Source organism: Dapis hubbardiae BLCC-M172 (genome assembly GCF_050016015.1).
Classification (GTDB): domain Bacteria; phylum Cyanobacteriota; class Cyanobacteriia; order Cyanobacteriales; family Microcoleaceae; genus Trichodesmium.
Window position 1 is genome coordinate 1 of the sequence record NZ_JBNHEQ010000048.1, and the last position, 4,607, is coordinate 4,607.

At 36.0% G+C, this 4,607-nt stretch carries 4 protein-coding genes and 1 CRISPR repeat array; of the genes, 2 read left to right on the top strand and 2 right to left on the bottom strand.

Annotated elements, in window-relative coordinates; all coding sequences use genetic code 11:
• Positions 1–239 precede the first annotated feature (239 nt).
• Together ACP6PK_RS04940 and ACP6PK_RS04945 are read left to right on the top strand one after the other, a co-directional pair.
• Positions 240–932: a response regulator transcription factor gene (locus ACP6PK_RS04940; protein WP_426558291.1), complete on the top strand. Its 693-nt coding sequence runs from the start codon at positions 240–242 to the stop codon at positions 930–932.
• Between the two features lie 286 nt (positions 933–1,218).
• The gene (locus ACP6PK_RS04945) at positions 1,219–1,704 is read left to right on the top strand and encodes an SLOG cluster 4 domain-containing protein (protein ID WP_426558281.1); all 486 of its coding nucleotides are present in this window, start codon (positions 1,219–1,221) and stop codon (positions 1,702–1,704) included.
• A 122-nt stretch (positions 1,705–1,826) separates the two neighbouring features.
• A CRISPR array of direct repeats spans positions 1,827–2,674; the repeat unit is 37 nt; unit sequence GTTTCAATCCCTAATAGGGATTAGTTGTTGTTTAAAC.
• Between the two features lie 266 nt (positions 2,675–2,940).
• On the opposite strand, the gene cas2 is transcribed toward ACP6PK_RS04945, so the two are convergent.
• Complete coding sequence (gene cas2, locus ACP6PK_RS04950; RefSeq protein WP_094674379.1) at positions 2,941–3,213, bottom strand: CRISPR-associated endonuclease Cas2; 273 nt, start codon at positions 3,211–3,213, stop codon at positions 2,941–2,943.
• Between the two features lie 75 nt (positions 3,214–3,288).
• Positions 3,289–4,293 carry a type I-D CRISPR-associated endonuclease Cas1d gene (gene cas1d, locus ACP6PK_RS04955; protein WP_426558283.1) on the bottom strand — a complete coding sequence of 335 codons (1,005 nt, stop codon included), beginning with the start codon at positions 4,291–4,293 and terminating at the stop codon, positions 3,289–3,291.
• Positions 4,294–4,607: the final 314 nt, after the last annotated feature.

A 4,607-nucleotide genomic window follows, 5' to 3' on the forward strand; every position in this document is an offset into this window, starting at 1 on the left:
TTATCGTTTTTTGACTCTATATATAGTATCTCTGGGTAAGTCCTGATTCTTTTTTCAAATATGGTATAAAAGTTTATAAATACCACAAAAATAACTTTTTATCAAGTGTTGTTAACAATACATTATTTTCGCTCCGCTGATAATGAAAATTAGCTAAATTAGAAAAAAGCATTAAAGTAAGAAAAATCTATATTTATCAAATGATTCAAGCCAAAAATCAGCCAGAGGAAAAATTACAAATGTCAGGAAAAATATTATTAGTAGATGATGAACCAGGATTACGGGAAGCCGTACAAGCTTATTTAGAAGATAGTGGTTTCCATGTAGATGTTGCTAGTAATGCTAATGAGGGATGGGATATTCTACAATCACATTTACCTGACTTGGTAATTACAGATATTATGATGCCTCAAGTAGATGGTTATCAATTTCTGCAAAAATTACGGGAAGAACCAAGGTTTAAAGCTTTACCTGTGGTATTTTTGACTGCTAAAGGAATGACTACAGACCGCATTCAGGGTTATCAAGCTGGTTGTGATGCTTATCTTTCTAAACCTTTTGACCCAGAAGAGTTGGTAGCTATTGTGGAAAATTTGTTGGAGCGTCGAACATCTGTACAAACAACTAATGAAGGGGAAAATACTCCCGATATTGCTGCTTTGGCAAGTCAAATTGCCGAAATAAAAGCAATGTTGATGGGAAAGAACGCGATCGCTCAAACTCCCTCGCCCATAAAAATAGATTTGACTCCCAGGGAACAGAGTGTTTTAGACTTGGTAGCTAGAGGCTTAATGAATAAGGAAATTGCTAGGGATCTAAATACCAGCGTTAGAAATGTGGAAAAGTATGTAAGTAGATTATTTACGAAAACTGGCACCAATAGTCGAACGGAATTGGTTCGGTATGCTTTAGAACATGGGTTAACTAATTGATATAACAGGGAATAACAAAATAGTTGAATAGTAGGGGCGGGTTGATCCATTAAATTAATGAGCTTTCACATTTGATTAGATAAACCCGCCCCCAATAGTGCATTAGGGCGGGTTTATATAAATCTTAGAGTAAGCATTAAAATTCTAGGTTAAACCCGCCCCTACTATTACACCATTACTCGACTGTAATATCATTGTTGGGGGGCGGGTTTATCTTAATTTAGGCTGAAAATCCATAATTTTAAAGGGAAACCCGCCCCTACAAAACTAACTAATTATCTATAAAATGAAAAAAATCATCATCGGTGTGATGGGTGCTGGTAGTGGCGCTACTTCGACAGATCTGAAAAATGCCTATAAACTCGGTCAATTAATTGCTGAAAAATCTTGGGTTTTATTGACGGGTGGGCGGAATATGGGGGTGATGGATGCTGGGAGTCGGGGTGCTAAGTCTGTTAATGGTTTGACTATTGGTATTTTGCCTGGAAATAATCTTGATGGTATTTCTGAGGCGGTGGATATTCCGATTGTTACTGATATGGGCAATAGTCGGAATAATATTAATGTGCTTTCTAGTGATGTTGTGATTGCTTGTGGGATGGGAGCGGGTACTGCTTCGGAGGTTGCTTTGGCAATTAAGAATAATAAAAGGGTTATTTTGTTGGGTAGTAGTTTGGAAAGTCAGGCTTTTTTTGTTGCTTTGTCTCCTGAAACAGTTTTTGTTGTGGATACTCCAGAAAGTGCTATTGAAAGTGTAAAGAATTTGGTTTGAAAGTTAATAGTTTCAATTGCTGAAAGGGATTTTGTAGATATTGTACGGGCGATTCGCGTTTGCGGAGCATTCCGTAGGAAATCGCCCCTACAGATTATGGTTGTCTCTCTACTGTTGTTTCTGTTTCAATCCCTAATAGGGATTATTAGTTGTTTAAACAAAAATAACAGACAACAATACATACAATAAATTAAAGTTTCAATCCCTAATAGGGATTAGTTGTTGTTTAAACAATATCCCAGGCACGATAGCAACTCGTCGCCAGATTGGTTTCAATCCCTAATAGGGATTAGTTGTTGTTTAAACTGTTATCTTGGAGGCGATCGCTTGAGCCTCTTTATTATTGTTTCAATCCCTAATAGGGATTAGTTGTTGTTTAAACTCAAAAGCTTGCCAAAATACTTTCTAAAAGAATGGTGTTTCAATCCCTAATAGGGATTAGTTGTTGTTTAAACTTTTCGTAATGCCATCTCAGATTCAGCCTCGCCAGTTTCAATCCCTAATAGGGATTAGTTGTTGTTTAAACAATATGGGTATTAGTGTGATTTGCTCTTTTTCCTATCTAGTTTCAATCCCTAATAGGGATTAGTTGTTGTTTAAACATCTAAAGCCCAAAGAAAAAATGCTTTTGCCTATGTTTCAATCCCTAATAGGGATTAGTTGTTGTTTAAACCAAGTACACAACTGAACCTCATCCAGGGTATTTATTGGTAGTTTCAATCCCTAATAGGGATTAGTTGTTGTTTAAACATATTTTCAGTGGAACGATAACTGATGGTGCTTGGTGAGAGTTTCAATCCCTAATAGGGATTAGTTGTTGTTTAAACTTTCTCTGCTTTGGTTCTATCAGGATAAGAACTTGTTTCAATCCCTAATAGGGATTAGTTGTTGTTTAAACAAAGAGATTGATGCTTGGGCTAAAAATAAGTATTAGTTTCAATCCCTAATAGGGATTAGTTGTTGTTTAAACCGCAGGATTTTAGAACCCTTACCATATTTAGTTTTCAAGGTTCGATTTCGACGACCTACTAAACAATAGCATAACCCCCAAAAAATTTGCAAGAGTCTAAAAAAAATATTTTTCCCAAACCCCAACCAGGCAAGGAACAGAGAAATTGCGACGATCGCCTCAAAGCCTCTACACAAATCAAACCCTTTCCCAGACATAATTTCAGCCATTATTTTCTCCCTCCCAATTTCTACAGCTACTGATCGTCGCATTTGCCCCTCTAATTTCTAAACAAAAAACATAGTATCATCCCTAACTTCTGGCCCACCAATCCGTTCTACTTTGCCCTGACAACATTGGCACAAAAAATAAAAACGAATATTATCTTCCTGGCCTTTCAATAATTTAGCCAAACGACCCCGTAATTTAGCATATTGAGTCTGAGTTAAATCACACTCAAATATACTATACTGCATCCACTGACCATAAGACTTTAAAATATTATGAATTTTTGTCCGACGTTTATCATCAGAAATATCATAACAAATAACTACATACATAAAGATTACCTCCTCAAAATCAACAATAAAACCCCAGTTTTTATGACCAAAACTGGAGTCAAAAAATTCCAAAATCTAACGCATAATTAAAGGTGGATATTGTTCAGTTTCTCCCATCAAATATTTAGCCAATAACCGCGCCTGAACTTCAAAAGATTCTTGATAAGTATATTGACGTTGCATGGCTGGATGTTTAAACTTAAATTGTTTCCTTTTCTCATACAAAGTTAGGAATTTTTTTAACCCTTCTTTGGTTAAAGAAACTGCTCCACTTATAGGTTCAGTTGTAAAATCTTCGGCAGTTAAAGTACCTTTATTTACAGCAGAAAAAACTACGGTATCTATCACCAACGGACGAAACTCTTCCATCAAATCTAAAGCTAAGGAAGGACGACCATAACGTTCATAATGTAAATAACCCAAATAAGGATCGAAACCAACAATATTTACGGCACTTTGTACATCATGGCGCAACAAAGCATAACCCAAACTTAATAAGGAATTAACTGGGTCTGTAGGAGGGCGACGTCGCCGTGCTTCAAGGGTAAAATCTGACCCTTTAATTAACTGATTAAAACAGCTAAAATAAGCTGCACTTCCAGCACCTTCTAATCCGCGCAAGGAATCTATATTATTAGTAGAATTAATTGGGGCGATCGCTCCATCCAATTTTTTCAAAGGTAGCTCGAAATCTAATTCGGTAGATTCCCGTTGGCGACGCAATAAAATATTCCGATAATTCTTCAATTTTCCCCGAACAAAACCTTTAACAACATGAACAGCTTGTTCAGATTTTCCAGCAGCTTTCCATTGAGCAGAACGAACGAAAATATTTTTAGTCATCTCTGGTTCAAGTCTGCCTAAATATTTGCCATTTTTTGTTAGGAAAGACAAAGGAAGTTGTCGGGATAATAATTCCATTACCACTTGGGGAGAGACAGTTGCTCGACCCAAAACTACAACTCCATCTACTTTAATTAATGGAATATCTAAAAGTTTTTGTTTATCAGCTTTGACGACTAAACGTTCATCATTTTTGCCAATAAAAGCATCTTCGCAAGTTATGTAAGTAGTACCCATTTTTTTCAGTTATCAGTTATCAGTTATCAGTTATTAGGTATTCAGTTCGTAGGTTTGGTTGAGCGATAGTGAAACCCAACATTAAACTCTGGTATTTTATAGATAGATAGTTGTTGAGTTTTCATTGAAATCCAACATTAAACTCTGGTATTTTTCGGATATGTAGTTGTTAGTTAGTAGGTTTGGTTGAGCGATAGTGAAACCCAACATTAAACTCTGGTATTTTCTAGATAGATAGTTGTTTATTTTTCAGTGAAACCCAACATTAAACTCTGGTATTTTTCGGATATGTAGTTGTTAGTTAGTAGGTTTGG

Bases quoted from the DNA above. Each gene is read 5' to 3' on its own strand.
- cas1d (WP_426558283.1), bottom strand. From the start codon at position 4,293: ATGGGTACTACTTACATAACTTGCGAAGATGCTTTTATTGGCAAAAAT.
- cas2 (WP_094674379.1), bottom strand. From the start codon at position 3,213: ATGTATGTAGTTATTTGTTATGATATTTCTGATGATAAACGTCGGACA.
- ACP6PK_RS04945 (WP_426558281.1), top strand. From the start codon at position 1,219: ATGAAAAAAATCATCATCGGTGTGATGGGTGCTGGTAGTGGCGCTACT.
- ACP6PK_RS04940 (WP_426558291.1), top strand. From the start codon at position 240: ATGTCAGGAAAAATATTATTAGTAGATGATGAACCAGGATTACGGGAA.